Origin of the sequence: Pseudomonas fluorescens (assembly GCF_019212185.1) — a bacterium.
Classification (GTDB): Bacteria; Pseudomonadota; Gammaproteobacteria; order Pseudomonadales; family Pseudomonadaceae; genus Aquipseudomonas.
Genome location: NZ_CP078138.1, coordinates 4,807,751 through 4,834,700, shown reverse-complemented (window position 1 = coordinate 4,834,700; position 26,950 = coordinate 4,807,751). Strand labels below are relative to the sequence as shown.

Here is a 26,950-nt window from a genome sequence, read left to right as displayed (position 1 = left end):
CGAAAAAAGGCTCTGTCAGCAATTCAAGGGTGTGGTTTCGCGTGAAAATTCTAGTAACCGGTGGTGCCGGCTTTATCGGCTCGGCAGTCATTCGTCACATTATCTCCAATACCACCGACTCCATCGTCAATGTCGATAAGCTGACTTACGCTGGTAACCTTGAGTCGTTGGCCGAAGTCAGCCAGAGCCCTCGTTATGCGTTCGAGCGCGTCGATATCTGTGATCGCGATCAAGTGGACCGCGTTCTTCGTGAGCATCAGCCCGATGCCATCATGCATTTGGCGGCGGAGTCTCATGTTGATCGTTCGATTTCCGGTCCGTCCGAGTTCATTCAGACCAATATCATTGGCACCTACACATTGCTCGAAGCTGCCCGCCACTACTGGGCGGCGCTGGATGATGGGCGCAAGGCTGCTTTTCGCTTCCATCACATTTCGACTGACGAAGTTTACGGAGACCTGGAAGGTCCGAACGATCTCTTCACTGAGACCACCCCGTACCAGCCAAGCTCGCCATATTCCGCCAGTAAAGCCAGCTCCGATCATCTGGTTCGCGCTTGGGCTCGTACGTACGGCTTGCCGACCTTGGTCACCAATTGCTCGAACAACTACGGCCCTTGCCACTTCCCGGAGAAGTTGATCCCTCTGATCATTCTCAACGCGCTTGAAGGCAAACCGTTGCCGGTCTATGGCAAAGGCAATCAGGTCCGCGACTGGCTCTATGTCGAAGACCACGCTCGCGCGCTGTACAAAGTGGTGACCGAAGGTGTTATCGGCGAGACATACAATATCGGTGGGCATAACGAAAAACAGAACATCGAAGTGGTGCATGCCCTGTGCGCGCTCCTCGATGAACTGCGTCCAGACTCTGCTCATCGTCCGCACGCCAGCCTGATCACCTATGTTCAGGATCGCCCAGGCCACGACCAGCGTTATGCCATCGACGCCAGTAAAATCCAGCGTGAACTTGGGTGGGCGCCTGAAGAAACCTTTGAGTCTGGCATCCGCAAGACTGTTGAGTGGTATCTCAACAATTCGGCTTGGGTTGCTCACGTGAAGAGTGGCAGCTATCAGCAATGGATAGACCAGAACTATGCGGACCGTACGGGCAACGCATGAAAATCCTTCTGTTTGGAAAAAACGGCCAGGTCGGGTGGGAGTTGCAACGCTCGCTGGCGCCGCTTGGTGAGTTGATTGCTCTTGATCGGCACCCGGTTGATGGTCTTAGTGGTGATCTGTCTGACCTCGAAGCACTGCGCGCGACAATCCGTAGGGTCAATCCCGACGTCATCGTCAACGCTGCCGCCTACACTGCCGTCGATAAGGCTGAGTCCGAAACGGATCTGGCTGACCGTGTGAACGGTCAGGCAAGTGGGGTCATGGCTGAAGAGGCCGCGGTGCTGGGGGCTTTGCTGGTTCACTACTCCACAGACTACGTGTTCAGCGGCGAGGGCCTGAAGTCATGGCAAGAGACAGATCCTGTCGCCCCTGTGAATCATTACGGTGCCAGTAAGCTGGCTGGTGAGCAAGCGATCATCGCCTCGGGCTGTAAGCACCTGATCTTCCGCACCAGTTGGGTTTACGGCGCTCGCGGCAATAACTTTGCCAAGACCATGTTGCGCTTGGCCAGGGATCGCGAAACCTTGAACGTCATCGCTGATCAGATGGGCGCTCCGACGGGGGCAGACCTGATCGCGGACGTGACGGCTTTGACCATTCAGAAAGTCCTGCAGTTTCCTGAACTGGCAGGCCTGTATCACTTGGCTGCCGCCGGTGAAGTGTCCTGGTGCGGCTACGCCAATCATGTTATCGGTTTTGCCAAAGCCAACGGCGAAGAACTCGCCGTTGCGACCATCAATCCAATCAAAACGACCGCTTATCCAACACCTGCGCATCGCCCGTTGAATTCGCGTTTGAATACTCAGAAGCTGCGCGACAATTTTTCTCTACACTTGCCAGAATGGCAAAGTGGCGTAACCCGAATGCTTAGGGAAGTTCTGAACAAATGACCACGACAAATCGTAAAGGCATCATCCTCGCCGGCGGCTCGGGTACTCGATTGCACCCACTGACCCTCGGTGTGTCGAAGCAGATGCTGCCAATCTACGACAAGCCGATGATTTTTTATCCGCTCTCGGTGCTGATGCTCGCGGGTATGCGTGAAATTTTGATTATCTCTACGCCTGAAGATTTGCCATGTTTTCGCAAGTTGCTAGGGGATGGCAGCGTTTACGGGATCAAGCTTACTTATGCCGAGCAACCGAGTCCTGATGGTCTGGCACAAGCCTTCATCATTGGCGAAGAGTTCATTGGCAAAGATCCTTGCTGCTTGATCCTCGGTGATAATATTTTTTACGGTCAGCATTTTTCGGACAATCTGCGTTCTGCCAGTTCTCAGCAGCAAGGCGCTACTGTATTTGGCTATCACGTCAGCGATCCAGAACGTTTTGGTGTTGTTGAGTTCGACAGTACTGGACGAGCGTTGAGCATTGAAGAGAAACCACTCAAACCGAAATCCAACTATGCAGTCACCGGTCTGTACTTTTACGACAATGATGTTGTCGAGATTGCCAAGGGCATCAAGCCATCCTCTCGTGGTGAGTTGGAAATCACCGACATCAATCGTGCGTACCTCGAGCGTAAGACCCTGAATGTCGAAATTCTTGGTCGTGGCTTCGCTTGGCTTGATACGGGGACACATGAGTCGTTGCTGGAAGCTAGCCATTTCGTGCACACGATCGAGCAGCGACAAGGCCTGAAAGTGGCTTGCCTGGAGGAGATTGCTTACAACCTTGGCTGGATTACTGCCGAGCAATTGACAGTGCAAGCGAGCGCTCTGAAAAAGACCGGTTACGGGAAATATCTCGAGAAGTTGCTGGAATCATCTTCTCGGTGAGATGAGGACGTTACGTTCTGATCGAGCGGGTTAATCGCCTGAAACATAGTGATTTGTGACTACCAAGGATAACGTACTAAATGCGCAATAAGCCAACTGGGGCCAAAGCTTATGAAGAAGCTAGCCTGATAGACGTTATGAATGGTTTATGGCTTCAAAAATGGCTGATCTTGGCTTTTGTCCTGGTTTTTGCGTTGCTGGGTGGGAGCTATGCTTTTCTTAGTAAGCCTATTTACGAAGCTAAAGTTATTGTAATTCCGCCGGCACAAAAAGATATTGCCAATTTTAACTATGGCCGAACCAAAGACTCCGAGCTTGAGCCGTTCAGTGTGAAAAGCGTATATGAGGTTTTTTTACGCAATCTGCAAGCTGAGTCATTGCGCCGCTATTTTTTTGAAAAGTACTATCTTCCCTCACTCAGTGAGGAAGAGCGCAAAGGGTCCCTTGAGGGAATTTATGATCGTTTTAGCAATGTCCTGAGTGTTGCGCTCGCGGATAAGAGTTCTCCGGATCGTTACTCTGTCGCAATCCAAGGCAGTAACCCAGCCCAAATTGTTGAGTGGGTAAAAGCATTTGTGGATCAGGCCAGAGTTGTCGCCGTTGGGGAAATGATCGATGGAGTTAAAAGAGAGGCCGAGGTTCGAGCACGAAACCTTGAACAACAGATAAATGCGCAGCGTGAAAATGGTGAGAAGGTTCGTGAAGATCATATTACCCGTTTAAATGAAGCGCTCCGTATCGCAGAAGCTATTGGTCTGGAAAAACCTCCAATCATACGGGGGGATTTGTCCAGTGAGGTTTCAGCTAATATGAATGGAGAATTGACTTACATTCGTGGTAGCAAGGCACTTCAGGCTGAAATCAATAACTTGAAAGAGCGAAAGTTGAACGACCCTTTTATCGTTAAGCTTCGGGATTTGCAGCTAAAATATTCCTTCTATAAAGAGTTGGCAGTAAGCCCTGAAGATGTTGCAGTGTTCCGTCTAGACGGTCCGATTGAGACACCGGATAAGCCTGTCAAGCCTAAGAAAATATTGATCCTGGCTGTGGCGATACTGCTGGGCGGGGTTGTTGGTGTATTTGTAGCCATATTTAGAACTCTAATTCGCCATAATCGCGAGGTTTACCCTTCATGATTGCTTTCAAGAGTTGTGCGTTGGAAAGTTTAGGCGGCTCTCTACTTTAAATTATCTTCAATTGTTGAGGTAAATGGCGACGTATTTACGCTTGGGAAACGTCCGAGTGTTGAAAATACGTCACCATTTTTAAAGGTAATTCTTCGAAAGTTGGTAGGTAACTAGGGTGAGTGGAGTTGAAATGGCGGCATTGATTGAGTTGTATGCTTGCTATTCGTCAGGCGGGGATGTCATCTAGTTTATAATCGCCGCATTAGATTAACGTCTGTTGTTTCGAAAGCGGGTATTGTTTTTTGATCTGATTCGCTTGCTGTTGCGACAATAATGAAGATATGTACGCTGTGGCTAAAGTTTGCTGGCGTGTTCAGTCACAGAGTTTACGAATTTAGAAATGGTCGAATATCCTTGCGCCATCTGTTTTTCGATGTCTGCCGAGATTATTCATCGACGCGATTGGCTAGTTAAGTAATATACCCGCGCGAGGTTGCAGTGCACTATAAAAATATTATTTGGAATCTGTTAGGCCTCGGTTTACCTCTACTGATCGCTGCGCTGACCGTCCCCAGCTTGATTTCCGTGATAGGTACTGAGCGATTTGGTTTCCTTGCCCTCGCTTGGGGATTGATAGGCTACGCCGGAGCGCTGGATCTTGGAGTAGGTCGGGCGGTTACGCAAAGGCTTGCGTCTCTCAGAGGGAGAGATGTTGATAATGAAATTCCTGGTGTGGTTAGTACGGCAGTTCGAATCACAATGGTTGTCGGACTTATCGGGTTCGTCCTGATTGTATTGGGAAGCTTTCTGGGTGGGTATAATTTGGTGCCGCGGCAGAGTGTTAGTGCCGCTGAGGTTCTATTTTCTTTGCTGCTGCTAGCGGTAGCGATACCAATGCAGGCCATTAGTGCGACTTATCGAGGAGTAAATGAAGCGTATCTGAATTTCAAGAACATCAGTTTTTTGCGTGTCGCACTCGGTGCTGCAAATTTTGGGGCTCCGTTCCTTGTGGCGCAGATCACTACTCAGCTGTATTGGTTGATTGCGACATTGGTACTCTCGCGATTGATTGCATTGTTTATGTATAGAAAGTTTGCCTATCAATGCCTCCCGGGTGGCGAGGATGAAAAAGGTGAGTTCTCAAAGCTACAAGCCAACAAGCTGCTTGCGTTTGGAGGTTGGGTAACGGTTAGCAGTGTTGTCAGCCCATTTTTAGTACAGGCGGACCGTTTCTTTGTTGGGGTGCTCATATCAGCAGCAGCTGTAACTGCTTATGTAATTCCCTACGAGATCACAGTGCAAGCGATGATTTTGGTTGGAGCTATTACTACGGTTGCTTTTCCGGTAATTGCCAATTTGCTACAAGAAGATATAAATAAAGCGCATGGTGTATTCAATCGATGGCTTATATGGGTTTCATTCATCATGTTCTGTGTGATGAGTTGCGTTGCATTGCTCATGCCTTTTATATTGAATCTTTGGGTCGGAAAATACGTGTCGGATGAGTCCGCTTGGGTGGGGCGGATCCTTTGTGTCGGTGTGTTTTTCAATGCAGTTGGCTCAATGTTTTATTCTTTTCTCCATGCTTCTGGCAGGTCAAAGGAAACGGCTATTTTGCATTTGATTGAATTGCCGCTGTTTGTAGGGGCTCTTTACATGCTGATTACATATTTCGGGGTTGTTGGTGCGGCAATGGCATGGACCTTTCGGGTAGCTTTTGATGCACTTGGTCTCTTTTATTTTACAAAAATCAAACGGTCAAGCTATGTTTAATATTAGGCTTCCGACATATCAGACATTTTTCGTGCTTGGTATGATTCTGTTGGGTTTTAGTACATCCCCTGAAGATGGAGGGGTACTTAGCTTCGGTACGCCTTTCTTTATCATTGCCATCCTTGGCTTTGTGCCTGTTATTTTTCGCTACTGGACTTATATGGATTGGAGGTTTTTTCTATTTCCTCTTTTGCACATACTGTTGATTGTAGCAATGACAGTTTTTGCTTTCAGTCCTTTTCAGTCGTCGGTTAGAGCATTTTTTAATGTACTTGGTTTTGTTATTTATTTAGGTCTGGTCTGCAGTTTTCTAAGTGGGCGGTTGTCGGTTGATACGCTTGCCAGGGTTTTAATATGTTCGGGTGCAACGTTGGCTGTGTATTTCATAGTCAATTTCTGTTTTAGCTCTATAGAGCTTGGTGTTCAACAGGTTATATTGGAGCGGTATGTGGGGGGGGCGATGTCTCTTCCTTGGGGGGCTAGTAATACGATTGCCCAGGTTCTATTGCTTTCTGCTGTGTCATACATGGTGTTGAGTGAGCGTCGCAAGTCAGATTTTTTGATGTTTGGTGTCATCGTTTTAGGTATCTGCCTGACATTTTCCAGATCCAATATGCTGCTCCTGTTTGTGCTGTTTTTTTTCGTTTTCAGGTTTCGTCAACTTATCGTGTTGGGTGGGTTATCTTGTGTGTTGTTAGCTGCGTTTTTTGCCTACATGGTAATGTTTGCGGGGTGGGACCTGTCTGGATTTGACACGTTTGTATCATCCCGGACGAATGTTGAAATCCTGGCGACAGGAAATGGCCGGCTACAAACACTGACTGAAAAAATTGATTTTCTGATGATCCACCCTTTTGAGCCGATCGGCTATTATTCTTCACTATTCTACTTTGATCTGTCGGCTCATAATTTTTGGATGACTACGTTGATTGAGCAGTCAGCCGCTGCAGTTTTGGTTTCTTTAGGTTTCTTTTTCTTCATAGGACGCGTGGTCTATCGTCGTGATAGAAATGTGTTCTTCGGATTTTTGATCATCATGATGGCATTGATGGTTGAAGATCCGCACTTTACACAGCAGTACATTACTAGCTTTTGGGTGTTTTTGGCCTTGCTTGTTGGTTTTGGCTGCGCTGAAAAGGACGATGGTGTCAAAAGTGAGCAATAAAATAGATGTAGTCATTGTGAACTGGAACTCTGGGGAGCAGCTTTTTCAGTGTGTTTCCTCGATAGTTGAAAGTGGTGATGAAAATCTAGCGAAAACGTTCGTTGTGGATAATGGTTCCACCGATGGCTCGGAAGCACGACTGCAGTCCTTTACGAATGTCCATTTGATTATGGCTGGTCAGAATCTGGGGTTCGGGAAGGCTTGCAACTTGGGCGCTCGTCAAGGCCGCGCTGAGTACATTCTCTTTCTTAATCCGGACGCTGCGGTCTACCCTGCTTCATTGACTTCAGTGATCGAATTTATGGAAAAACCTGGTAACCAGGATGTCGGTGTCTGTGGGGTGCAACTGAAAGACGAAAGCGGTCACATCTCGCGTAGCTGTACCAGATTTCCAACTGTATTAGGTTTTTTGGCCCACACTGTTGGTCTAGACCACTTTATTCCGAAGCTTGGTCACTTTATGAGAGAGTGGGATCACGCGAGTGATCGCTCTGTAGATCATGTAATAGGTGCTTTTTATCTGATTCGACGTGAGATTTTTGACCAGTTGCATGGATTTGATGAAAGGTTCTTCGTGTATCTAGAAGATCTAGATCTTTCTCGAAGGGTCAAGAGTGAAGGTTGGAGAGTTGAGTTCCTGAGTCATATTCAAGCCTTTCATAAGGGTGGCGGGACTTCTGACCAAATCAAGGCTCGACGTCTTTTTTATTCGCAACGCAGCAAGATTATCTATTCGTACAAACATTTTGGGTTCTTCGGAGCGACATCGGTTCTTTTGAGTACGTTGTTGCTTGAGCCATTGTCGCGAACGGCGATCTCAGCTTTGCGTGGATCCTTATCATCTGTCAAAGAAACCTGGATTGCCTACGGACTTCTGATAGGTTGGCTACCTAAATGGATTTTCAAAGGACAAACAGCGACCTAATTGCGAGCTATCGCTCCAAGCATTGCGGCGAATCGGGTGGCGAGTCAATTTTGACGTTGTATTTATCAGCGAGATTTAATTGAGCATGAAGGTCCTGTTACTGTCCAAGTATTCCCGGTTGGGGGCGAGTAGTCGACTTCGCTTTCTACAATATATTCCTGCTCTTGAGCAACAGGGTGTTGAAGTAGAAGTAAAGTGTTTGTTTGATGACGCATACCTTACACACTTATACCAAACGGGAAGGCGTCCTTTAATTAGGTCAGTATATTGCTACTTGGCACGTTTGTTTACGCTACTGTCCGTCCGAAAATATGATTTGATCTGGATAGAAAAAGAAGTTTTTCCTTATTTTCCTGCGATAATAGAAAGGCTTTTGAAAGTTTTCGCACCTCCCTATGTTGTGGATTATGATGATGCCGTGTTCCATAGCTATGATCTTTCTTCCAGCTCAATGATTCGAAAGTTATTAGGTAGAAAAATCGATGTTGTGATGCGAAACGCGCGATGCGTAGTTGCAGGTAATGATTATCTCGCAACTCGTGCGGCAACGGCAGGCTCAAAAAATATCGTTGTAGTACCTACCGTAGTCGACAAAAGTCGTTATCTGGCCAAGCGGGATGACAATGGCAAATCGCTGGTGATTGGTTGGATTGGCTCACCTTCAACACAAAAATATGTAGTTGCAATTCGACAAGCACTTCACAATGTGTGTGGAGAGTTTGGTGCGCGCATCATGTTGATGGGAGCCACGCCAGACATTGTCCAGGATCTTCCCGGGATAAGTGTAGAGGTACTCCCTTGGTCCGAGGATCGTGAGGTGGACTTTATTAGACAAATCGATGTAGGCATCATGCCGTTGATTGATGGTCCATGGGAAAAAGGTAAGTGCGGCTACAAGCTGATTCAGTATATGGCTTCCAGTGTTCCGGTAGTCGCGTCTCCTGTGGGAGTCAACACTGAAATTGTCGCCGGAAGCCAATGTGGATTGTTAGCCGATAGCTCTGTGGAGTGGGAGGCGTCGTTACGTGAGTTGTTAGGTAGTGATGATCAGCGACGGCGTTATGGCTCGGCGGGGAGGGTGGCGGTGGAAAATAAATACACTCTACATGTTCAGGTCTTGGCACTCAGAAAAGTGTTCAATGAAGTGGTTGCGCAAAAAAATATCTAGTCCGTAAGCCAAGTTTGCACGTAGAAAAAATTTCGTTGATAACTTCCAGTACGTATCGCCAGTGTGTTTTATACGTTACCTGCTATCGATACATTGGATGGTAAAGGCAGTTGTAGCGCTGTAGACTCGGAAGAGTGGCTGTAGATAATGTTGGCTAAGCCCGGCGTCGGATATAAGTGCCACGCCGGGCCTAACTCGTTAGTCAGCTCTTCAAACTCATCGCTTCGAGCGTCGCCGTGTTCACTCGATGTACATCATATTTACTCTCCGCAAGTTCGCGGCTTACACGACCCATTTGCTCGCGCAACTCCTTTGAGTCTGACAGGCGTGCCATCGCGTCTGCTAAGTCGTTTGTACTGCGGGGCTTCACAAGTATGCCGCTGAGCCCGTCTTCCACCGTTTCCCGACATCCGGGCGCATCAGTCGTGATTATTGCTCGTCCGCACGACATCGCTTCAAGCACAGAGCGTGATGTGCCTTCCCGATATGAAGGGAGTACAAATACGTTGCATTCAGCAAGGTAAGGTCGCACATCGCTCACCGGCCCGTGATAATTTACTATCCCCTCCTTTACCCAACTTGCAACAGTGTCTGCGTTAATGCCCGATGGGTTTGAGTCCAAAGGGCCCACTAAATGAAAAGTAGCTTGTGGGTGAGTGGGTTTCAGTGACCGGGCGGCTTCCACATACTCGACTAAGCCTTTATCGCGTAGCAGTCGACCAACAAACAAAAAGCTCGGGAAGGCCGGGAGAGGGGTTACTGGGAAACGATCGGTGTTAATACCGGAACCATTAATTACCCAGGCCGGGGTAGCTGCATTGAAGAGCTTCTGTTCCTTGAAAAGCTGGCGGTCGTCCGGGTTCTGAAAAAACACTCCGCTGGCGAAGTGCAGTCCGAAGCGATACAAGGTTGATGCAATGCGATTCAAGAGGCGTCGGCTGAAGCTTGCCTCCACCTCGGTAAAGGCATAGCCGAGCCCGGTAATCAACGCATAGCAACGCTTGACGCCCGCCAGGCGTGCGGCAGGCAAGCCGTAGACTACTGGTTTGATCGTGTAGGCGAGTACCACGTCAGGTTTTATCTTTAGCAGACACCGCCGTAGCCGAAGCAAGTAGCGTAGATCGGCCCAAGGGTTCACTCCTGTACGTGATACCGGCACAACGTGATAGGGGATGCCTTTTTCAGCGAGTCGCTTTCGCACAGAGTCATCATCTTCGGGCGCTATCGCAGCGACTTCATGACCATTGGCCCGCATGGAGTCCAAAAGGTCTCCGCGGAACCGAATAAGAGATTCGGCGTGCCCGGCAATTACGACAATCTTAGACATGCTTGCCTACATGGGTTGTGTAATAGGTAGCCGAATCCTGCAGCCCGGCAGCGATACGATGTGTGGGAGCATAACCCAGCAAGGTTTGCGCTTTGCTTATATCCGCCTGGGAGTGACGCACATCGGCAGCTCTAAAGTCGCGGTAGACTGGGGTGACTTCCTTGAGGTCGGGCTTGTTGGCGCTCGCGAGATCGCGGATATGCGCAAACAGGTCGTTCAATGTGGTGCGATCACCTACTGCAACGTTGAATACCTGGTTCACTGCCTCTGCTTCATTTGTCGTAGCAGCCAGGATATTGGCTTGCACCGCATTGGCGATGTAGCAGAAATCACGACTGGTCTCACCATCACCATTGATGTAAATGGGTTCGTCACGGAGCAGGGCGCCAAACCATTTTGGAATCACGGCTGCGTAGGCACCATCGGGGTCCTGTCTCGGACCGAATACGTTGAAGTAACGCAACCCGATAGTCGCCAGTCCGTAACTGCGTGCAAAGACATCTGCATACAGTTCATTTACATACTTGGTGACTGCATAAGGCGAGAGTGGTCGACCAATTCGATCCTCAACTTTGGGCAGGCCAGGGTGATCACCATAAGTGGAGCTTGATGCAGCATAGACAAAGCGCTTGACGCTTGCGTCCCGGCTGGCGACGAGCATATTCAGGAAGCCGTCAATGTTTGTGCTGTTGGTGCGGATTGGGTCTTCCAGTGAGCGAGGTACGCTGCCCAAAGCGGCTTGGTGAAGAACATAGTCAACTCCACCTGCCAAGGCGCGCTGGCAGTCTTCCAACTTGCGGATGTCACCTTGTAAAAACTCGAATTGTGCCCAGGCTGATTCGGAAACGGCCTGCTGCACCAAATCAAGATTGCGCTGGTGGCCGGTCTCGAAATTGTCCAAGCCAATCACGCGTTGATTGAGCTGGAGTAACGTCTCCAGCAAGTTCGAACCAATGAAACCGGCCACGCCGGTAATGAGCCATGTACGCGGCGAGGCCATCAAGTCTTGACGCACTGTTTCGTAAGTACTCACGGGGGTCTCCTTTAAAGGCGCCAGAAGCGAGATCCAGCATTTTGTAGGGCTTGACCGTCGCAAACACCCTTAACATCGATGACAACTGGGTCAGCGTGCATAAGCTTCAGATATTCCTCGGTTTTCCAGTTCGCGTAAACGCTGTGTGCAACGGCAATCACAACGGCGGCGGCAGGCTGTAGTTCGTCGAGTTTACGTAGCGATACACCATATTCGTGCAGAGCTTCCGCGGGCTCGGCTTCTGGATCAAAGACTTGGACCTTGACGCCGAAGTCTTCGAGCTCTCGAATAATATCGATAACGCGAGAGTTGCGAAGATCAGGGCAGTTTTCCTTGAAAGTTAATCCAAGCACTGTGACGACAGATCCTGCAATCGGATGGCCGGCATGGATCATCTGCTTGATCGTCTGCTGAGCAATAAACGCCCCCATACTGTCATTGATTCGGCGACCCGCGAGAATGACCTGAGGAATGTAGCCCAGTTTCTCGGCCTTATGGGTTAGGTAGTACGGATCTACGCCAATGCAATGCCCACCAACAAGTCCGGGCTTGAACTTCAGGAAGTTCCATTTGGTGCCTGCTGCTTCGAGGACGTCCAGTGTATCAATATCCATTCGATCAAAGATCAACGCCAGTTCATTCATCAGGGCGATGTTCAGATCTCGCTGGGTGTTTTCAATGACTTTGGCAGCTTCAGCTACCTTGATGGAGGCGGCTTTGTAAACGCCTGCCGTTACTACCGATTCGTACACGTCGGCGACAATATCGAGTGTGGAGGCGTCTTGACCGGATACCACCTTCTTTATCTTGGTAAATGTGTGCTCTTTGTCGCCAGGGTTAATACGCTCCGGGCTATAACCAACAGTGAAGTTAATGCCGCACTTTAAACCCGACACACGTTCAAGGATAGGAACGCAGATGTCTTCCGTAACCCCAGGGTAAACAGTCGATTCGTAGACTACGATATCGCCTTCCTTCAGCGCTTTACCAACCGTCTCGGAGGCTTTCAGGACCGGAGTGAGATCCGGTTGGTGGGCATCGTCAATAGGCGTGGGAACGGCAACGATATGGAAGTCCGCTTTTGCAAGAACTTCGGTTTTGCTGGTAAATTCTATTTGTGAATGCCGCAATTCTTCTTCGGTTATTTCGTTAGTGCGGTCATTACCTGCTCTTAGTTCTTGCAGTCGTAATTCATTGATGTCGAATCCGATTACAGGTCCGTGCTTGCCAAATGCTACAGCTACCGGCAGACCTACGTAGCCCAGCCCGACCACTGATACCTTTCTGAGATGCATGGATATTCCTCTAATAAATGAAATCTTGTATTCAGATGACTCGTTTTCGATCGAGCCATGCCTGGAACATCAGCACGGGCCAAAGCTGGTGCTGGTAGTTTCCCTGCCCTCGAAGATGTCTTTCCCAGATGGCCCGGATTGGGCTAGGTTCGAAATAACCTTCGCTTGCTAATCGTTGCGGGTCCAACAAAGCCTCAGCCCATTCACGTAATGGGCCACGGAGCCATTCGTGCAAGGGTATCCCGAAGCCCATTTTAGGGCGCTCGATAAGTTCTCTTGGAACATAGCGATCGAGTAGCTGGCGCAGAATCCACTTGGTATTGCCGTTGCGTATTTTGAATGACATTGGCAGCGATGACGCGAATTCGACGATCCGGTGGTCGAGGAACGGTACGCGGGTTTCCAGGCTTACCGCCATGGCTGCTCGATCTACTTTGGCCAAAATGTCGTCAGGCAAGTAGCTCAATGTGTCTTGGCGCATCATCCAGGCGGCGAAATCGCTATCTCCAACGGATGCCAAATTGGGGTTGGAGCGGGTGCCTTTGACCACGTCCCATGCATTTGGCCACTGCGAAACCACGCGATCATACATCAAGCCAGGAGTATCGTGACGCATGACGGTGGCGAGTTTGTGCAGTTTGTCTCCCGGCAGTCTGACGCGGAGCCTTGCCGGAGTAATCGGCATCAATCCACTGGCGAGGGAGTCCCATTGACCGGGGGAGGCTGACTCAATCATCCGTGCGGCCAGCCTGCGAGCAGGTCCGGGGACGCGCTTGAGTTTGCGCCAAACGTTCGGAAGGTACTGATAACGATTGTACCCGCCGAACAATTCATCTCCCGCGTCGCCAGACAAGCTCACCGTAACTTGGCTGCGTGCCAGTTGAGAAACCAGATAAGTGGGGATCTGCGATGAGTCGGCGAAGGGTTCGCCGTAGATATCGGGTAATTTCGGTACAACGTTAAGGGCGTCGTTACCTGTAACGTAAAGCTCCGTGTGGTCGGTGCCGAGGTGACGGGCCACCGCTTTGGCGTGTTCAGCCTCGTTGTAACCAGGATTGTCAAAACCGATGGTGAACGTTTTGACCTGCTGTTGCGAGAGCGATTGCATCAGGCCGACGATCAGGCTTGAGTCAATGCCTCCGGACAGGAACGCGCCGAGCGGTACGTCTGCCATCATTTGCTCACGTATCGTGGTGCGCATCAACTCTTCAAGTTGGTCGATGACTTCCGAGTCGGAAATGGTCAGTCGATTCGTAGACTGAGTATCAGGCAGTTCCCAATACGCATTCGGTGCACCAACGATGCCGCTTTCGAGTGTCGAGCGATCCAGCTCAATCCATGTGCCGGGCGGTAGTTTGTAAATACCCTTATAAATGGAGTGAGGTGATGGCACATACGCATACTTCAGAAGGAGGGCGAGGCTCTCGCGCGACACCTCAGCCTCAAAACTAGGGTGCGCATCGAATGCCTGCAACTCTGAGGCGAAAATCAACGCGCCTTTATTGATACCGTAATAGAGTGGTTTTTCGCCCATCCTGTCGCGCGCTAGTGTCAGGGTTTCACGGGTGCGATCCCATACTGCCAGCGCGAACATGCCGACTAATTTGCTTAGTGTTTCTTTGATTCCCCAGTGTTCGAACGCGGCCAGCATCACCTCGGTGTCCGAGTGGCCTCGCCATGCCATCGAGCTCTGTTGTGACGCGTCGAGCGCCTTGCGCAGGGCCTGGAAGTTGTAAATCTCCCCATTGAAAACGATGACATAGCGACCGGTCGGAGATGCCATTGGCTGGTGCCCGGCCGACGATAGATCGACAATCGCAAGGCGACGGTGGCCAAGAAACAACCCGGCTCCGTTCTCCCAAGCGCCAGAATCATCAGGGCCTCGGCGGAGAATGGCGTTGGTCATGCGGGTGAGAGTCGTCAGCCCGTCATACCTGCCTTGGCTGTTAGGGTGCCAAAACCCAGCAATACCGCACATGGAACAATCTCGTTATTAATTAGTTGGGTTGAGGCTTTTCGCGACAGGTCAGGGAGCTTCCAATTTGGACCGTTGAGCGGAAGATCTTTGACATTCGAAACATGGATCGCAGGAGTGCCACTCGTGCTTTGGAGGCAATCATTTTTGCTGTCGTCGCTATCAATGAGGAGCGTATGTCAGTTTGAATGGCTGAGACCAGAACCCAGAGATACTCGGCAACAATCAACCGCGCATCGGGCTTGCCGCAGGGAGGCCTGCTGATTTCTTGAATGCCATGCTCGCGGGATCCAAACAGACTGCGGTTGTATCTATTGGGGTGGCGTCTTTTATCGGGTTGAATAATATCGATAATCCTGCTGTTGAGATCATGAAAGCTAATCAGAATAGCACGCCCGGGTGCGTCAGGGAGGGCTATGCATTCGCGCACAACGGAGCCTGAGAAATAACGGAAATCCACAGTTCCGGCCTGATAGACGAGCATTTTGTGAAGCGCTTGTTCAGGTCCCTTCCTATGCTGCGCCGTGGCTGACGCCCGCCAAAGGGCGCGCTAACCAATTGTGCTGAGCTGCACGGCTCCGTCTACTATGTGCATCGGTGGCGGTTGCTTAGGGGAGCAGAACTAAAGAGGGACAGGAAATTCGGATAGGGGGGCGGGTTGGTCTGGTCAAGACTGGTTTGCGAGGGAGGGTTTTTGATGTTACGAGTTACGAACGATGCGATTCATTGCTTGACTCCCTGATTGAGGATTGTCAAGATTTTCGATTTTTATACGCTGAGATTCAAGTCCTGATCGGAGCTAGATGCTGACGTACAAGAGCGGCAAATGATCGCGGTTTAGGTTACTTTTTCCCTCGCTAGAGCAGCAAATAGAATCCGATATCGTTTACTGTGACTAACTTAGGGATGTGAACCATATAATCCTGTACTTTGCCGTCATCAGCGGTGTAAAGGTGATTCGATATGTTTGCGCAAGCAGATGCATTACTGATTCATCTGAAGGCAAACAATTGGATTAAGAAGATTCCTATCCGCCAAGGTCCCGCTTTTCTTGCTTAAGCAAGGCGATACCTTGGGAATATCGGCGAGGTGGAGGGTCTAGTCGACGATTCAAGGGGCGGTTTACCACGCTTTGGGTGATACGCCAGGACAGGCAACGTGAGTCCGTTGGTCTGGGTAAATACAGATTTTGTGTGATTGAACGCCATGAGCGAGTCCTACGGAACGTTTCACTTGAACTACTGATCTGAATCCGATCTTTTGGCCTGATTGCAGGATCTTTCCGACAACCATTTAAGAGAATTCAATTGATTATGCGCAACCAGATTATTTTGACAGGCGCGACGGGCTTTGTGGGGGGAGCCACTCTTAACCGTTTGCAGCGCGAACAGAATCACCCGGTGGTTGCGGTTGTTCGGGGTGAGTCCTCGCTCCAGGCGAAGGCTGTTCCACTGATACGCATTGCTACCTTCGATGGTGATACACAGTGGCATGACAACCTCCAAAATGCCGATGTGATTATTCATTCCGCGGCACGAGTGCACGTCATGAATGACGTCGAGTCCGATCCGTTGGCAGCATTTCGCAAAGTCAATGTCGATGGCACTCTGAATCTTGCCCGTCAGGCGGCCGCTTCCGGTGTGCGGCGATTCATTTTTGTCAGTTCGATCAAGGTAAATGGGGAAGGGACGAAACCAGGGACTGCTTATACCGCTGATGACGTGCCCGCTCCGGCGGATCCTTATGGCATATCGAAGATGGAAGCGGAGCAGGGGCTTCGAGAGCTGGCAGCACGAACCGGCATGGAAGTTGTGATCGTCCGTCCCGTGTTGGTTTATGGTCCAGGTGTCAAAGCTAATTTCCTGAATATGATGCGCTGGTTGAGCAAGGGCATCCCGCTGCCTTTCGGCGCGATCCACAACCGGCGAAGCCTGGTAGCGTTGGATAACCTGGTGGATCTGTTATTGACCTGTATCCATCATCCGGCTGCAGCCAACCAGACTTTTCTAGTGAGCGACGGTGATGATTTGTCCACGACAGCATTGTTGAGCAAAATGGCCAAAGCGCTGAAAAAACCGGCGCGACTGATTCCGGTGCCGAGCTGGATACTTGAGTCAGGAGCTTCAATGTTGGGGAAAAAAGCGCTTTCCCAGCGACTCTGCGGATCCTTGCAAGTCGATATAACAAAAACTCGTACGCTTTTGGGTTGGGCGCCCCCGGTCAGTGTCGATGAGGCGCTGACGACAACGGCGTTACACTTCAAGGAACATCAATAATAATGAGTTACATGTGGTTGATTCCGGCTGTCGCCGTACTTTCCTTGGTGTTGACAGGCGTTTTACGCCGCTACGCATTGAGTCGAAGCATCATCGATATTCCCAATGCGCGAAGTTCTCACTCCGTTCCAACTCCTCGTGGGGGCGGCGTGGCGATCGTTGTTGCCTTTCTCATCGCCCTTCCAATCCTGGGCGCCATCGGCTGGGTCCCGTGGTTGCAACTGATTGCTATCGGTGGCGCGGGCGCCTTGGTTGCCGTCATAGGCTTCATGGATGACCACGGGCATATTGCCGCACGCTGGCGCCTTTTGGGGCATTTCACTGCGGCCATATGGTCGTTGGCATGGTTGGGCGGTTTGCCTCCGATCGTGATGTTCGGCTTGAGTCTGGATCTGCATTGGTTCGGTCATATCCTTGCAGCTTTTTATCTGGTCTGGATGCTGAATCTCTATAATTTCATGGATGGCATTGACGGTATAGCCAGCGTGGAAGCGCTGTGTGTTTGCCTTGGTGCCTGCTTGATTTACTGGCTCAACGGCACGACGTCTCTTACATGGGGGCCGCTGATTCTGGCCATGGCGGTGCTGGGCTTCCTGTTCTGGAATTTCCCGCCGGCGCGCATTTTCATGGGGGATGCCGGGAGCGGATTTCTGGGCATCGCCCTGGGTGTTTTGTCTCTACAGGCCGCCTGGGAATCATCGGCATTGCTGTGGGTTTGGTTGATTCTTTTGGGCGTCTTTATCGTCGATGCGACATTTACCCTGATGCGTCGATTGATTCGTGGTGACAAAGTCTACGAGGCTCACCGCAGCCATGCCTACCAATTCGCCTCGCGTCAGGCTGGACGCCATTTACCGGTTACGCTGGCAGTCATTTTCATCAACCTGGTATGGCTGCTACCGATCGCGATAAGCGTTGGTGTGTTTGGGTTTGATGGTTTGACAGGATTGCTGCTCGCTTATCTGCCACTCATCCTGCTAGCGATCAGATTTCACGCCGGAGCGTTGGAGAAGGTGAGTTAGAATTGATTTGTCCGATCATGGGTCAAGCAGCTGTTTAGGTATTTCAATGCCTGAATACCTGAAATTGCAGGATTGAGTGCTGGGAGTTGCAGGGGTGCGAAATACGGTTATGGATACAGTACGGGCGTATTTGCTAAATCTGCCGCGTCAACAGAAACGCACGTTGCAAGTCATCACGGACTGCCTGCTGGTCTGGTTGGCCTTGTGGACGGCGTTCGCAGTGCGCTTGGGCATTGATGAGATGAACAACCCTTTGACTCAACATGTCTGGTTGTTCATAGCGGCCCCGGTTGTTGCTATTCCGTTGTTTATTCGTTTCGGCATGTACCGAGCCGTGATGCGTTACTTCGGTAATGATGCACTTATCGCAATTATCAAGGCAGTGAGCCTCTCATCATTGATTCTTGGTATCGTGGTTTATTGGTATAGCAACCACCAGAACGTTGTGCCGCGGTCAATTATTTTCAATTATTGGTGGTTGAGCCTCATTCTGGTAGGCGGTCTACGTTTAGCCATGCGCCAGTATTTCCTTGGCGACTGGTTTTCTGCGGCTCAGCATGTTCCGTTCACAAGCCGAGACGATGGCTTGCCGAGGGTCGCCATTTATGGCGCCGGGGCTGCGGGCAATCAACTCGTAGCGGCTCTGCGAATGGGCCGCGCCATGCGTCCGGTGGCGTTTATCGACGATGACAACAGCATTGCTGACCGAATCATTTCCGGCTTGCAGGTTTATAAGCCAAAGCATATCCAGCGAATGATCGATCGCACGGGTGCTCAGGAAATACTGCTCGCAATTCCTTCCTCGAATCGTGGCCGACGCCGTGAAATCCTCGGGTTTCTGGAAAGTTTTCCACTGCATGTTCGCAGCGTCCCGGGATTCATGGATCTGGCCAGCGGTCGAGTGCAGGTCGATGACATCCAGGAGGTCGATATCGCCGACTTGCTCGGTCGTGACGCTGTACCTGCGCAAGGCGACCTGCTCGAGCATTGCATCAAGGACCAATCGGTGCTGGTAACAGGGGCAGGCGGCTCCATTGGTTCGGAGTTATGCCGGCAGATACTCACGCTGCAGCCAACCACGCTTTTGTTGTTCGAGCACAGCGAATTCAACCTCTATTGCATTTTGTCGGAGCTGGAGCAGCGCATCGCCCGCGAGTCTCTTCCAGTCCGGCTGTTGCCAATCCTGGGGTCGGTGCGAAATCAGCACAAATTGCTGGATGTGATGAAAACCTGGCACGTCGATACGGTCTATCATGCGGCGGCTTACAAGCATGTTCCCATGGTCGAGCACAATATCGCCGAAGGTGTACTTAACAACGTTATTGGCACGCTCAATACCGCCCAGGCTGCCCTGCAGGCAGGTGTGGCGAACTTCGTGCTGATTTCCACGGACAAGGCGGTGCGCCCAACCAATGTGATGGGCAGTACCAAGCGCTTGGCCGAATTGACCCTGCAGGCATTGAGTCGCGAACAGGCGCCGGTGATGTTTGGTGACAAGACCAACGTGTCTCGGGTCAACAAGACGCGATTCACGATGGTGCGATTCGGAAACGTACTGGGATCCTCCGGCTCGGTCATTCCGCTTTTCCACAAGCAGATCAAATCAGGCGGCCCGCTGACGGTTACTCACCCGAAAATCACTCGCTATTTCATGACCATCCCGGAGGCGGCGCAACTGGTGATTCAGGCCGGCTCGATGGGGCAGGGGGGGGACGTGTTTGTACTGGACATGGGCGAACCCGTGAAAATCGTCGAGTTGGCAGAGAAAATGATCCACCTGTCCGGCTTGAGCGTACGTTCGGACAAGAATCCCCATGGTGACATTTCGATTGAATTTTCCGGCCTGCGCCCTGGCGAGAAACTCTACGAAGAATTACTGATCGGGGATAACGTTGCTCCAACTCAACACCCGATGATCATGACCGCCAACGAAGATCACCTGTCCTGGGACGTGCTCAAGCTCAAGTTGACCGAGTTACTCAGCGCTGTTGAACACGACGACTACGCTCGGGTTCGGCAACTCTTGCGCGAGACGGTCAGCGGTTATGCTCCCGATGGCGAGATCGTCGACTGGATCTATCAGCAACGTCGTCTAGAGCCCTGATTGTTACACACGCTGCAACGTACGGTTTTTTGACAGATCACTCCTATGTCCTAAGTTTGAGAAGCAGCTTCGGAAAGCTGCTTTTCCCAACTAGGTCATGGAGTGTCACTTATGCGCAACAGCTACTTCTCCTCTCTGGTTTTCGCCCTGCTAACCAGCCTCTCCGTCGCGACGAATGCGGCTCCTGCAGCGAAGAACGAGCCGGCTCCTACCGCAGTTGTGCAACCTTCGGCGGCGGCGATGTCGGAAAAACTGGATTTGAACAAGGCGGACGCTGCCACCTTGCAGCGTGAGCTCGCCGGAGTTGGAGCAACCAAATCGCAAGCAATTGTTGCATATCGTGAAAGCAACGGAGCTTTCAACTCAGTGGACGAACTGTTGGAGGTCAACGGTATCGGCAAGGCGATACTCGAGAAAAATCGCGAGAAGCTCGAAGTGAACTAAGCAAACTATATCGTTTTGGAGGCCGGTCATTGACCGGCTTTTTTGTGTCTACCATCCAGGACTTGCCGAGGCATAACGCTCGAGCGTCACTACTTGCGTCATTCCCGCACGGAAGGTTAAGGACGTTCAGCCGACCAGAGTTTTCACTTGATTGAATTCTTGAGGTGCGTGCGGGTGACATTGAGGATTCGCTGAGCAAGCAGCGGATTCTCGACGCTGCGTGACAGCAGCAATGCACCGACAAGCGTCGACATGATGACCACACTCTGATCATCAGCGCTGTCGTTACCGAGTGCGTTCGCTACCTGTTCAAGACGCGCATCGAGCACTGCGTCGGTCGTTGGACTCGGTTGGCCGCGCAAGCCGAGCTCCGAGGACATGGTCGGTAACGGGCAACCTTCGTGGGGGGAGGTTTGATGCCACTCGGAAAGGTAGCTGTCGATGAAAGCTTCCAGTGGACGGTCTTCTGCAAACAGCTTTGCGCAATGAACATCCAGCTCATTACCTGCCGCCTGCAAGGCCTTTTCAACCAGTTCGTCTTTGGAGGCAAAGTGTGAGTAGAAACCGCCGTGAGTCAGGCCCAATGCCTTCATCAGGGGTTGCAAACCAGTGGCGCCAATTCCGTCGCGACGAAAGCGTGCAGCGGCTTCCTTGATGATTCGCTCATGGGTCTGGGCCTTATGGTCTTGCGAGTAGCGCATCAGTAATCTCCATGATAATGCGCCATATTAACCAAGCTTTATGGAATGGTGATTGTACTTCTACTCGCAAATGCCATGCAGATGCAACCAAGTTATGCCGCGCTAGCTGTGGTATCGCTGTTGATAGCGGAAGTTAGCAACTGGCGCGGTCATCTCTTAGCGGTCTTGAGCGTCTTTGGCGTCCATCTCTGCGTTACGCTCAGCCACGCGTTTACGTTGCTCATCGGTCAGTTCGACTTTGTTCGCGGTATCGCGCAACATCATTAAACCTCCGACGATCGATCCGATCGCTACCACCAGAATCAACCAGGCATACCAAGGCATAGGGCTCTCCTTAAAGATACGTGTCGAGGCGAACGGTTTCGCGTAGATATCTCACGTACTTCCTTTTTGAGTCATAGCACAGCCCAACGTTCCCTTCGAGGTCTTGGGTACTTGAAGTCGGCTTCAAGGAAATACGTCGGCATCTTTGAAGAAGGACGCCGCCTCGTCTTTGGCGGAAAGCCGAGGTGCTTGATCCATTTGCCAGTCGATAGCGAGGTCTGGGTCATCCCAGCGAATACTCCGTTCTGCCGCAGGTGTGTAGTAATCAGTGGTTTTATAAAGAAACTCGGCAAACTCGCTCAGCACTACAAATCCATGGGCGAAGCCTTCTGGAACCCACAATTGGCGATGGTTATCTGCCGACAAGCGAACCGCGACCCATTTTCCAAAGTGGGGTGAGCTTCGGCGAATGTCCACCGCAACGTCCAGCACTTCACCCGCCGTTACACGCACCAGCTTGCCCTGGGTGTTTTCAAGTTGGTAATGCAGGCCGCGTAGAACACCCTTTTGCGAACGAGAGTGGTTGTCCTGCACAAACTGGGTGGTCAATCCCGTCGCCTGCTCAAAGGCCTGCGCATTGAAGCTCTCGTAAAAGAAACCTCGCTCGTCACCGAACACCTTTGGCTCGAGAATTAGAACACCGGGCAGATCGGTGGGGACTACATTCATCACTTTCTCCAGCAGTAGATATTGATGGCCGACATTCTTACCCAAACTGTCGGTGGAATGCGAACAATCGCCTCCATGGAACACCAGCGCGGTGAGTCCCGCAGCAGTTGCGTTGCAGGTCACTCTTTACACTTTCTTTATGCCAGGCCTGCCCCCTCGATCTCGCACCTTTACGCCCTGACCACGGAAAATTCCTCCACACGCGGCAATACGCCGTAACACGGAGAAATTCCATGAGCGTTCTGGACGGGGTGTCCCTGCTGTTGGCAGTGGGACTGTTCATTTATCTGTTGGTTGCGCTTCTGCGCGCGGATCAGGGGTAGGGCGGCTATGCACAGTTATGACTATTGGCTGATTGTTGCCTTCTTCGCCCTGGTGTTGATTCCGGCACCGTTTTTGGGGCGGTTCTACTACAGGGTGATGGAAGGCCAGCGCACTTGGTTGTCGCCGCTGCTTGGGCCGGTCGAGCGGGGTTGTTATCGTCTGGCCGGTGTCGATCCGCAGACGGAACAGAGCTGGCAGAAGTACACCCTGGCGTTGCTCGCCTTCAACCTCGCGGGATTTGTGTTGCTGTTCATGATCCTGTTGTTCCAGGACCATTTGCCGCTCAACCCGCAGAACCTGCCGGCCCAGGAGTGGACCCAGGCCTTCAACACTGCGGTCAGTTTCATGACCAATACCAACTGGCAGTCTTACAGTGGTGAGGCCAGCCTCAGTTACTTGAGTCAGATGGTTGGCCTCACGGTGCAGAACTTTGTCAGCGCGGCGACGGGCCTCGCCGTGCTGGTCGCGCTGTGCCGGGGGATCGCTCGCAAGTCGACGCAGACCCTGGGCAACTTCTGGGTCGATATGACCCGCGCCACGCTCTACGGTTTGCTGCCACTGTGCCTGTTGCTCGCACTGTTTCTGGTCTGGCAGGGCGTCCCGCAGACCTTTGCTCAGTACGTTAATGCGCTGACCCTGCAGGGCGCGGATCAGGTCATACCTCTGGGGCCGGCTGCCAGTCAGATCGCGATCAAGCAATTGGGCACCAACGGTGGCGGCTTCTTCGGCGTCAACTCGGCCCATCCGTTCGAGAACCCGACGGCCTGGAGCAATCTGTTCGAACTCGCCTCGATCATTCTGATCCCGGTGGCGCTGGTGTTTACCTTTGGCCATTACGTCAAGGATCTGCGCCAGAGCCGGGCGATCATCGCCTGCATGTTGGCCCTGTTCCTGATCGGCGGTGCCGTGTCGTTGTGGGCGGAGTACCAACCCAACCCTCTGTTGAACAACGTTGCGGTGGAACAGGCGGCGCCACTGGAAGGTAAAGAAGCGCGCTTCGGCACCACAGGGACGGTGCTCTGGTCAGTGACCACCACGGCAGCCTCCAATGGTTCGGTCAACGGCATGCATGACAGCCTCAATCCGCTGAGCGGCATGGTGGCCCTGGTCAACATGATGGTCGGCGAAGTGATTTTCGGCGGGGTGGGCGCAGGCCTCTATGGCATGTTGCTCAACGTGCTGATCGCGGTGTTTCTTGCCGGGTTGATGATTGGCCGCACCCCCGAGTACCTGGGCAAGAAACTGCAGGCCAGGGAAGTGCAGTTGCTGGTGGTGACGCTGCTGGTGATGCCGCTGGGTGTGCTGGTGCTGGGTGCCTTGGCAACGAGTCTGCCCGGCCCGGCCGCGACCATCAGCAACCCCGGTCCTCACGGCTTCAGCCAGTTGCTCTACGCCTACACCTCGGCCAGCGCCAATAACGGGTCGGCCTTCGCCGGGCTAAGCGCCAATACGCCGTTCCACAACCTGATGCTCGGTCTGGGCATGTTGATCGGCCGCTTCGGATACATCCTCCCGGTGCTGGCACTGGCCGGCAGCCTGGCGATGAAAAAGACCGCGCCGATTGGCCAGAACAGTTTCCCGACCCATGGTCCGCTGTTCGTGACGCTATTGACCGTGACCATTTTGCTGGTGGGCGGCCTGACCTTCCTGCCGAGCTTGGCGCTGGGTCCCATCGCTGAACATTTGAGCCTGGGCTTCTGAGCCTCTTTTCCTGGAGCTGGATGATGAACATGCCCGCAACCAAAGCCGTCGCCGCCAAGGCGCCGGAGCAACCCAACACCGCGATCTCGGCCCTGTGGCGGCCGGCGCTGGTGCAAGCCTTCGTCAAGCTTGATCCGCGACAATTGAAGCGTTCGCCGGTGATGCTGGTGGTCGAATTGACCGCGATACTCACCACCCTGTTATGCCTGGTCCCGGACACTGCGGTGCCGACCCTGGTCGCGGCGCAAATTGCGCTGTGGCTGTGGTTTACCGTGTTGTTCGCCAACTTTGCCGAAGCGCTCGCCGAGGGGCGTGGCAAGGCTCGGGCTGACAGTCTCAAGGCCGGGAGCGAGGGCCTCAGCGCCCGGCGCAAACAGGCCGATGGCAGCTTTCAGGTGGTGCCCGCCACCAGCCTGCGCAAAGGTGATGTGGTGCGGGTTGCCGCCGGGGAAATGATCCCGGGGGACGGCGAGGTCATCGAGGGAATTGCCGCCGTCAATGAGGCGGCGATCACCGGTGAGTCGGCCCCGGTGATTCGAGAGTCGGGTGGTGATCGTTCGGCGGTCACCGGTAATACGCGACTGGTGTCTGACTGGCTGCTGGTGCGCATCACCGCCAACCCCGGCGAATCGACGCTGGACCGGATGATCGCCTTGGTGGAAGGCGCCAAGCGCCAGAAAACCCCCAACGAAGTGGCGCTGGATATCCTGCTGATCGGCCTGACCATGATCTTCCTGGTAGTGGTCGTGACCTTGCAGCCTTTCGCTCATTTCGCCAATGGCAGCCTGCCGCTGGTATTCCTCGTGGCGCTGCTGGTGACGCTGATTCCCACCACCATCGGCGGCCTGTTATCGGCCATCGGGATTGCCGGCATGGACCGCCTGGTGCGCCTCAACGTCATCGCCAAATCCGGCCGAGCCGTAGAGGCCGCGGGGGACGTGCATGTGCTGTTGCTGGACAAGACCGGCACCATCACCTTCGGTAACCGTCGTTGCTCGGCCATTTATGCCGCGCCCGGCGTGACGGCCAAGGAACTGGCCGAGGGGGCATTGTTCGCTTCGCTGGCCGATGACACGGCTGAAGGCAAGTCGATCGTCGAGTACCTGCGTGGGCTTTATCCACAGGCTGAACCGACGGCCGACGCCCTGACTGCCGTGCCCTTCAGTGCTGAAACCCGCTTGTCCGGTGTCGACTGTCAGGGCCGCGTGTACCGTAAAGGCGCGGTGGATTCGTTGCTCGCCTTTATCGGCCAGAGCCGCACCGACCTGCAACCGGCGATGGTGCGGGAAATCGAGCGGATTGCCCAGAGTGGCGGAACGCCGCTGCTGGTGTGTGTCGATGGCAAGTTGTTGGGCGCGATCCATCTCAAGGATGTGGTCAAGCCGGGGATTCGCGAACGCTTCGCCGAACTGCGCAAGCTGGGGATTCGCACGGTCATGGTCACTGGAGACAACCCGTTGACGGCAGCGGCGATTGCTGCCGAAGCGGGGGTCGACGATGTCCTGGCCGAAGCGACGCCGGAGAAAAAACTGGCACGCATCCGCCACGAGCAAAATGACGGGCGCCTGGTTGCCATGTGTGGCGACGGTGCCAACGATGCGCCGGCGCTGGCTCAGGCGGATGTCGGCATGGCGATGAACGACGGCACCCAGGCGGCACGGGAAGCGGCGAACATGGTTGATCTCGACAGCGATCCGACCAAGTTGCTGGACGTGGTACAGGTCGGCAAGGAATTGCTGGTGACCCGTGGGGCGCTGACCACCTTTTCCATCGCCAACGATGTGGCCAAGTACTTTGCGATCCTGCCGGCGCTGTTCGCCTCGATTTATCCACAGCTCGGCGTGCTCAACATCATGCACCTGAGCAGTCCGCAAAGCGCGATTGTCTCGGCCATCGTCTTCAACGCACTGATCATCGTCGCCCTGATCCCGCTGGCCTTGCGTGGCGTGCGGGTGCAAGCCGCGAGTGCGGCCCATCTGCTGCGGCGCAACCTTCTGATCTACGGGGTTGGCGGGATCATCGTACCGTTCGCCGGGATCAAGCTGATCGACCTGCTATTGACCGCGCTGCACCTGGTGTAAGCGCTGCGTGCCGCGCCAGGTGCGCGGCGTTCAAACCGATTCGAGGATTCAGACATGTCCACAATGATTCGCCCGGCGTTGAGCCTTCTGGTGCTCATGACCCTGATTACAGGCGTCGCCTATCCTTTGGCGGTGACCGGTATCGCCCAGGTTGCCTTTCCCGATCAGGCCAACGGCAGCTTGCTGCGGGACGCCGATGGCAAGGTGCGTGGCTCGGCTCTGATCGCCCAGGATTTCGTCGGTGATGCCTGGTTTCATCCACGGCCGTCAGCGGGTGCGTTTGCGACCGTTTCCAGCAGCGCCAGCAACCTCGCTCCGAGTAATCCGGCATTGGCCACGCGAGTAATCGAGGCGGCCACTCAGCAGCAGGTTGCAGGGCAGGGGCCGGTGCCGCTGGCCTTGCTGACCACTTCCGGCAGCGGCCTGGATCCGCACTTGCCACCTGAGGCAATTGCCTATCAACTGGCGCGGGTTGCCGCCGCTCGCAACCTCTCGCAGGCCACTCTGCAGCAGTTGTTCGAGGCGCATATCGAGCGGCCGCTGGTAGGCCCGCCAGTGGTGAATGTGCTGGAGTTGAACAGGGCTTTGGAAAGGCTGTAATTGTTGATGAATCCATTAACT

General features: G+C 52.8%; 24 protein-coding genes. 16 read left to right on the top strand and 8 right to left on the bottom strand.

Going from position 1 to position 26,950, the window contains the following annotated elements:
- Positions 1–41: 41 nt before the first annotated feature.
- From rfbB to KW062_RS21485, 8 genes are all read left to right on the top strand, one after another.
- Positions 42–1,118 carry a dTDP-glucose 4,6-dehydratase gene (gene rfbB / locus KW062_RS21520; protein ID WP_027620107.1) on the top strand — a complete coding sequence of 359 codons (1,077 nt, stop codon included), beginning with the start codon at positions 42–44 and terminating at the stop codon, positions 1,116–1,118.
- Positions 1,115–2,008, top strand: a complete 894-nt coding sequence (gene rfbD / locus KW062_RS21515; protein ID WP_027620108.1) for a dTDP-4-dehydrorhamnose reductase — start codon at positions 1,115–1,117, stop codon at positions 2,006–2,008. The genes rfbB and rfbD overlap by 4 nt, the downstream gene beginning before the upstream one ends.
- The gene (gene rfbA, locus KW062_RS21510; RefSeq protein WP_027620109.1) at positions 2,005–2,895 is read left to right on the top strand and encodes a glucose-1-phosphate thymidylyltransferase RfbA; all 891 of its coding nucleotides are present in this window, start codon (positions 2,005–2,007) and stop codon (positions 2,893–2,895) included. Before rfbD ends, rfbA begins: the two co-directional genes overlap by 4 nt.
- Before the next feature lie 80 nt (positions 2,896–2,975).
- Entirely contained in the window at positions 2,976–4,031 is a 1,056-nt protein-coding gene (locus tag KW062_RS21505; protein WP_027620110.1) for an LPS O-antigen chain length determinant protein WzzB, read from the top strand.
- A 489-nt stretch (positions 4,032–4,520) separates the two neighbouring features.
- The gene (locus KW062_RS21500; protein WP_051550568.1) at positions 4,521–5,795 is read left to right on the top strand and encodes a flippase; all 1,275 of its coding nucleotides are present in this window, start codon (positions 4,521–4,523) and stop codon (positions 5,793–5,795) included.
- Entirely contained in the window at positions 5,743–6,960 is a 1,218-nt protein-coding gene (locus tag KW062_RS21495) for a hypothetical protein (protein ID WP_146118203.1), read from the top strand. The genes KW062_RS21500 and KW062_RS21495 overlap by 53 nt, the downstream gene beginning before the upstream one ends.
- Entirely contained in the window at positions 6,950–7,885 is a 936-nt protein-coding gene (locus KW062_RS21490) for a glycosyltransferase family 2 protein (RefSeq protein WP_218187468.1), read from the top strand. Before KW062_RS21495 ends, KW062_RS21490 begins: the two co-directional genes overlap by 11 nt.
- 274 nt (positions 7,886–8,159) lie before the next feature.
- Positions 8,160–9,053, top strand: a complete 894-nt coding sequence (locus KW062_RS21485) for a glycosyltransferase family 4 protein (protein WP_256350832.1) — start codon at positions 8,160–8,162, stop codon at positions 9,051–9,053.
- A 202-nt stretch (positions 9,054–9,255) separates the two neighbouring features.
- Here the strand turns inward: KW062_RS21485 and KW062_RS21480 are convergent, their stop codons facing one another.
- The 5 genes from KW062_RS21480 to KW062_RS21460 are packed head-to-tail and all read right to left on the bottom strand — an operon-like array spanning position 9,256 to position 15,167.
- Complete coding sequence (locus KW062_RS21480; protein ID WP_105753778.1) at positions 9,256–10,380, bottom strand: glycosyltransferase family 4 protein; 1,125 nt, start codon at positions 10,378–10,380, stop codon at positions 9,256–9,258.
- The gene (locus KW062_RS21475; RefSeq protein ID WP_027620115.1) at positions 10,373–11,413 is read right to left on the bottom strand and encodes an NAD-dependent epimerase/dehydratase family protein; all 1,041 of its coding nucleotides are present in this window, start codon (positions 11,411–11,413) and stop codon (positions 10,373–10,375) included. The genes KW062_RS21480 and KW062_RS21475 overlap by 8 nt, the downstream gene beginning before the upstream one ends.
- Before the next feature lie 11 nt (positions 11,414–11,424).
- Positions 11,425–12,708 carry a nucleotide sugar dehydrogenase gene (locus KW062_RS21470; protein WP_027620116.1) on the bottom strand — a complete coding sequence of 428 codons (1,284 nt, stop codon included), beginning with the start codon at positions 12,706–12,708 and terminating at the stop codon, positions 11,425–11,427.
- A gap of 31 nt (positions 12,709–12,739) precedes the next feature.
- Positions 12,740–14,686 (bottom strand): asparagine synthase (glutamine-hydrolyzing), encoded by a 1,947-nt coding sequence (gene asnB, locus KW062_RS21465; RefSeq protein WP_027620117.1) that lies wholly within the window; start codon positions 14,684–14,686, stop codon positions 12,740–12,742.
- 19 nt (positions 14,687–14,705) lie between these two features.
- Positions 14,706–15,167 carry a hypothetical protein gene (locus KW062_RS21460; RefSeq protein WP_146118202.1) on the bottom strand — a complete coding sequence of 154 codons (462 nt, stop codon included), beginning with the start codon at positions 15,165–15,167 and terminating at the stop codon, positions 14,706–14,708.
- Between the two features lie 829 nt (positions 15,168–15,996).
- Between KW062_RS21460 and KW062_RS21455 the strand changes: the two genes are divergently transcribed.
- The 4 genes from KW062_RS21455 to KW062_RS21440 all read left to right on the top strand — a co-directional run bounded on the left by KW062_RS21455 (position 15,997) and on the right by KW062_RS21440 (position 20,529).
- Complete coding sequence (locus tag KW062_RS21455; RefSeq protein ID WP_027620118.1) at positions 15,997–16,959, top strand: UDP-glucose 4-epimerase family protein; 963 nt, start codon at positions 15,997–15,999, stop codon at positions 16,957–16,959.
- A 2-nt stretch (positions 16,960–16,961) separates the two neighbouring features.
- Positions 16,962–17,981, top strand: coding sequence for an MraY family glycosyltransferase (locus KW062_RS21450; RefSeq protein WP_105753777.1), 1,020 nt, complete (start codon positions 16,962–16,964; stop codon positions 17,979–17,981).
- A 109-nt stretch (positions 17,982–18,090) separates the two neighbouring features.
- Entirely contained in the window at positions 18,091–20,085 is a 1,995-nt protein-coding gene (locus KW062_RS21445) for a polysaccharide biosynthesis protein (protein WP_027620120.1), read from the top strand.
- Positions 20,086–20,196: 111 nt separating this feature from the next.
- Entirely contained in the window at positions 20,197–20,529 is a 333-nt protein-coding gene (locus KW062_RS21440) for a ComEA family DNA-binding protein (protein ID WP_027620121.1), read from the top strand.
- Positions 20,530–20,672: 143 nt separating this feature from the next.
- Here the strand turns inward: KW062_RS21440 and KW062_RS21435 are convergent, their stop codons facing one another.
- The 3 genes from KW062_RS21435 to rfbC form a co-directional block, all read right to left on the bottom strand.
- A complete protein-coding gene (locus KW062_RS21435) occupies positions 20,673–21,230 on the bottom strand; it encodes a TetR/AcrR family transcriptional regulator (RefSeq protein WP_027620122.1) in 558 nt (185 codons plus the stop codon).
- A gap of 156 nt (positions 21,231–21,386) precedes the next feature.
- On the bottom strand, positions 21,387–21,554 hold the full coding sequence (locus tag KW062_RS21430; RefSeq protein WP_071554261.1) for a DUF2897 family protein: 168 nt from the start codon (positions 21,552–21,554) through the stop codon (positions 21,387–21,389).
- 123 nt (positions 21,555–21,677) lie between these two features.
- Positions 21,678–22,223, bottom strand: a complete 546-nt coding sequence (gene rfbC, locus KW062_RS21425; protein ID WP_027620123.1) for a dTDP-4-dehydrorhamnose 3,5-epimerase — start codon at positions 22,221–22,223, stop codon at positions 21,678–21,680.
- A gap of 233 nt (positions 22,224–22,456) precedes the next feature.
- Between rfbC and kdpF the strand changes: the two genes are divergently transcribed.
- Genes kdpF through kdpC form a run of 4 tightly spaced genes read left to right on the top strand, consistent with a single transcriptional unit; the run spans position 22,457 to position 26,929 of the window.
- Positions 22,457–22,546, top strand: a complete 90-nt coding sequence (gene kdpF, locus KW062_RS21420; protein WP_081786396.1) for a K(+)-transporting ATPase subunit F — start codon at positions 22,457–22,459, stop codon at positions 22,544–22,546.
- Positions 22,547–22,553: 7 nt separating this feature from the next.
- Positions 22,554–24,248: a potassium-transporting ATPase subunit KdpA gene (gene kdpA, locus KW062_RS21415; RefSeq protein ID WP_027620124.1), complete on the top strand. Its 1,695-nt coding sequence runs from the start codon at positions 22,554–22,556 to the stop codon at positions 24,246–24,248.
- Between the two features lie 23 nt (positions 24,249–24,271).
- On the top strand, positions 24,272–26,329 hold the full coding sequence (kdpB, locus tag KW062_RS21410) for a potassium-transporting ATPase subunit KdpB (RefSeq protein WP_027620125.1): 2,058 nt from the start codon (positions 24,272–24,274) through the stop codon (positions 26,327–26,329).
- 54 nt (positions 26,330–26,383) lie between these two features.
- On the top strand, positions 26,384–26,929 hold the full coding sequence (kdpC, locus tag KW062_RS21405) for a potassium-transporting ATPase subunit KdpC (protein WP_027620126.1): 546 nt from the start codon (positions 26,384–26,386) through the stop codon (positions 26,927–26,929).
- Positions 26,930–26,950: the final 21 nt, after the last annotated feature.

What these genes read in the sequence shown, in the direction of transcription:
- rfbD (WP_027620108.1), top strand. Translation starts at nt 1,115, where the DNA reads ATGAAAATCCTTCTGTTTGGAAAAAACGGCCAGGTCGGGTGGGAGTTG.
- rfbA (WP_027620109.1), top strand. Translation starts at nt 2,005, where the DNA reads ATGACCACGACAAATCGTAAAGGCATCATCCTCGCCGGCGGCTCGGGT.
- KW062_RS21505 (WP_027620110.1), top strand. Translation starts at nt 2,976, where the DNA reads ATGCGCAATAAGCCAACTGGGGCCAAAGCTTATGAAGAAGCTAGCCTG.
- KW062_RS21495 (WP_146118203.1), top strand. Translation starts at nt 5,743, where the DNA reads ATGCACTTGGTCTCTTTTATTTTACAAAAATCAAACGGTCAAGCTATG.
- KW062_RS21480 (WP_105753778.1), bottom strand. Translation starts at nt 10,380, where the DNA reads ATGTCTAAGATTGTCGTAATTGCCGGGCACGCCGAATCTCTTATTCGG.
- KW062_RS21470 (WP_027620116.1), bottom strand. Translation starts at nt 12,708, where the DNA reads ATGCATCTCAGAAAGGTATCAGTGGTCGGGCTGGGCTACGTAGGTCTG.
- asnB (WP_027620117.1), bottom strand. Translation starts at nt 14,686, where the DNA reads ATGTGCGGTATTGCTGGGTTTTGGCACCCTAACAGCCAAGGCAGGTAT.
- KW062_RS21460 (WP_146118202.1), bottom strand. Translation starts at nt 15,167, where the DNA reads ATGCTCGTCTATCAGGCCGGAACTGTGGATTTCCGTTATTTCTCAGGC.
- KW062_RS21455 (WP_027620118.1), top strand. Translation starts at nt 15,997, where the DNA reads ATGCGCAACCAGATTATTTTGACAGGCGCGACGGGCTTTGTGGGGGGA.
- KW062_RS21450 (WP_105753777.1), top strand. Translation starts at nt 16,962, where the DNA reads ATGAGTTACATGTGGTTGATTCCGGCTGTCGCCGTACTTTCCTTGGTG.
- KW062_RS21445 (WP_027620120.1), top strand. Translation starts at nt 18,091, where the DNA reads ATGGATACAGTACGGGCGTATTTGCTAAATCTGCCGCGTCAACAGAAA.
- KW062_RS21440 (WP_027620121.1), top strand. Translation starts at nt 20,197, where the DNA reads ATGCGCAACAGCTACTTCTCCTCTCTGGTTTTCGCCCTGCTAACCAGC.
- KW062_RS21435 (WP_027620122.1), bottom strand. Translation starts at nt 21,230, where the DNA reads ATGCGCTACTCGCAAGACCATAAGGCCCAGACCCATGAGCGAATCATC.
- KW062_RS21430 (WP_071554261.1), bottom strand. Translation starts at nt 21,554, where the DNA reads ATGCCTTGGTATGCCTGGTTGATTCTGGTGGTAGCGATCGGATCGATC.
- rfbC (WP_027620123.1), bottom strand. Translation starts at nt 22,223, where the DNA reads ATGAATGTAGTCCCCACCGATCTGCCCGGTGTTCTAATTCTCGAGCCA.
- kdpF (WP_081786396.1), top strand. Translation starts at nt 22,457, where the DNA reads ATGAGCGTTCTGGACGGGGTGTCCCTGCTGTTGGCAGTGGGACTGTTC.
- kdpA (WP_027620124.1), top strand. Translation starts at nt 22,554, where the DNA reads ATGCACAGTTATGACTATTGGCTGATTGTTGCCTTCTTCGCCCTGGTG.
- kdpB (WP_027620125.1), top strand. Translation starts at nt 24,272, where the DNA reads ATGAACATGCCCGCAACCAAAGCCGTCGCCGCCAAGGCGCCGGAGCAA.
- kdpC (WP_027620126.1), top strand. Translation starts at nt 26,384, where the DNA reads ATGTCCACAATGATTCGCCCGGCGTTGAGCCTTCTGGTGCTCATGACC.